This is a genomic window from Novipirellula herctigrandis (assembly GCA_007859835.1).
GTDB lineage: Bacteria > Planctomycetota > Planctomycetia > Pirellulales > Pirellulaceae > Novipirellula_A > Novipirellula_A herctigrandis.
In genome coordinates this window covers 8,574,515-8,576,054 of sequence record SJPJ01000001.1, presented here as the reverse complement: position 1 = coordinate 8,576,054, position 1,540 = coordinate 8,574,515, and the positions used below count along the sequence as shown (strand labels likewise).

Sequence of the window (1,540 nt, the reverse complement as noted above, 5' to 3'; positions counted from 1 at the left end):
TCGCACTATCCAGTTCACCCCACCAAAAATCATCACAAGCCGCTCTTCATTCACGCGATGTCAAATTCTTAACGGTTATCACGCGTATACGTGCGAGGGTGTTGCCAGTTTCAATCCGGCGAAACACCAATCGTGAAAGGCAGCGCACTCCGTGCCTGCCGGTGACACACATCATACAGTCCGCACTTTCCAGGGACAAATAAAGTTGGAGGTCTCCGAGATCCGCGCTGTCCGAGCATGGTATCAGCCTACCTGACAAAGTTATGATGAAGGGATGAAGCAAGGTAAGACAGCAGCAATCCGATGGCAACCGTGAGTAGGTAAATCCACCAAGGAGTTTTCGGACCTATCATTTGAGCTACTCTTCAGTTTCGCTTCGTTGAAAGTGATAACGGTACGCATCAGCGGGCCGGGACGGTTGATGTTCCATTTGTAAACGCCCGCAAGCCCGGCTCCGTTGCATGCGATGGTTATCCGTTCAGCATGGGTGATTGTGCGTGTGGACAATACGCCAATGATGACCGGCAAGAACGTTTTCTGCGATCCAGCCATCGTCGTTCTCGAAGTCAAGCCGCGAAATCGAGCGTTCCGGAATCCAGTGGTAACATAGCGTAAACGCAAGTACCCGGTTGCCCCCGAAACGCGCAGATCGGAGCACCCGAAAAGTGGTGTAGTTGTCAGCACCGCTAAAGTCGGTCAGCGAATGATAGTCATAGATCAGCCAAAGTAGGCCCGAGTCCGTGATTCCACCATCAGCGAGAGTGTGGCCATCGTCGCATAGCTGAGATGCATCCGAAGATTTGTGCAAGTAATCGGCGTCCATCGAGCGAGAGTCGCCAGCCAGCGATCCCGTTTTGCCGGCAGCGTCGGCGACGGGGTTGCGCCACAAGTCAAATACGGGTGGAGCATCGAATTGGCGTAAGAGTCCAGCGCAGTCTTGTGCGTTGCGGTCAAGAAGCGATCTGAACGATGCTATCAAGTTGATTCAGTCGGATAACGTCAGAAATCACGGGGGACGGGTAAACGACTTGCAAACAGACCGAGAAACGCGACTCCCGTCCTCCCGTGCATTTCATGGTTCGCCACTCTCCAGGTCCGATGACAGCAGCTAGATTTGGTGAAACTGCCGCAGGAAGTCGCGTTTGGTTTTCTTGAATTTTCTATGCGTTTCATGCTGTATAGACCTAGATGTTGACTCGAACGCGGGAGTAATGATTCCCCAATCGCCATTACGCGCAAACAAGATTACGTAGTCAATATCGCTGCCCTTCCAGCAATTCTGGATTCTTTGGTTCTCGCCAGTGGAGTTGAAGGTCTTCACTTGCAGTCGGTGGAAGTGGGGGCCGTCTGAGATGAGCAGATCAGTCTTGTGTCCATGATCAAGCATTGGGGCATACACCTCCCATCCATCCTGCATAAGCCAACATACAACCATACTTTCAAACGCGACGTTCTTGAGCGTTTGAAGGGTCGGCTGCAGTGTTTTTGTAGTTCTTCGAGGCAATGCAAAGAAGCCCTTCGGCAAATCTAAATGTTGGCG

General features: G+C 51.9%; 2 protein-coding genes. Both read right to left on the bottom strand.

Features of this window, described 5'->3' with window-relative positions; genetic code table 11:
- Positions 1-478: 478 nt before the first annotated feature.
- The gene (locus CA13_RS30875) at positions 479-889 is read right to left on the bottom strand and encodes a hypothetical protein (RefSeq protein WP_419195066.1); all 411 of its coding nucleotides are present in this window, start codon (positions 887-889) and stop codon (positions 479-481) included.
- A gap of 219 nt (positions 890-1,108) precedes the next feature.
- Positions 1,109-1,540, bottom strand: a 432-nt coding sequence (locus CA13_RS30870; protein WP_419195065.1) for a hypothetical protein, incomplete at its 5' end; no start/stop codon positions are given.